This is a genomic window from Bradyrhizobium sp. NAS80.1, assembly GCF_001908205.1.
GTDB lineage: Bacteria > Pseudomonadota > Alphaproteobacteria > Rhizobiales > Xanthobacteraceae > Bradyrhizobium.
Map to the genome: position 1 here is coordinate 1 of NZ_LGHL01000527.1, position 767 is coordinate 767.

The window sequence follows — 767 nt, forward strand, 5'->3', positions numbered from 1 at the left end:
CTTGCCACCCGGACTTGAGGCGAACAGTATCGAGCGGGCTGCGGCGACAATGGTCGCCGGAACAAATCGCTGGCTGGCTCAAGCGCACATATCCGGGGGAGCCACAACATCAGGTGTCACACGAGACAATCTACCGCGGCCTATTCATTCAGGCGCGCGGCGTGCTGAAAAAAGAGCTGCTTGAGCACCTGCGCGCGAAACGCACGATCCGCCGCTCCAGGCACGCCAGCCTGAAGCGGAGCGGGCTCGGCCAGATCAAGGATGCCGTATCCATCAGGGAACGGCCGGCATCTGTTGAAGATCGTGCGGTCCCAGGCCACTGGGAGGGCGACCTGATTGGCGGATCGAGGAACAGCTATGTCGCAACCCTTGTCGAGCGCCATTCGCGCTACGTGATGCTGGTCAAGGTTGCGAACAAGGATACCGAAAGCGTCGTCTCGGCGCTTATCAAGCAATCGCAGCGACTGCCCAGCGAACTTTATCGATCGCTGACCTGGGACAGAGGCAAAGAGCTCGCCGATCATCAGCGCCTGACATTGGCTACCAAGATCGAGGTCTATTTCTGCGACCCTCGCTGTCCCTGGCAGCGCGGGTCAAACGAAAACACCAACAGATTGCTGCGCCAGTATCTTCCGCGTGGCATCGATCTGTCCCTGTACAGCCAGGCCAAGCTCAGCGCGATCGCCAAGCAGCTCAATGAAAGGCCACGAAAGACCTTGCTCTTTCAAACCCCAGCTGAGAAGTTCGCAGAATGTGTTGCGGCGATC

General features: G+C 59.2%; 1 protein-coding gene. It reads left to right on the plus strand.

The genetic code is table 11. From position 1 onward, the window contains the following. A partial coding sequence (locus AC629_RS44675; protein ID WP_084810860.1) for an IS30 family transposase occupies nucleotides 1-767 on the plus strand: 767 nt, incomplete at both ends.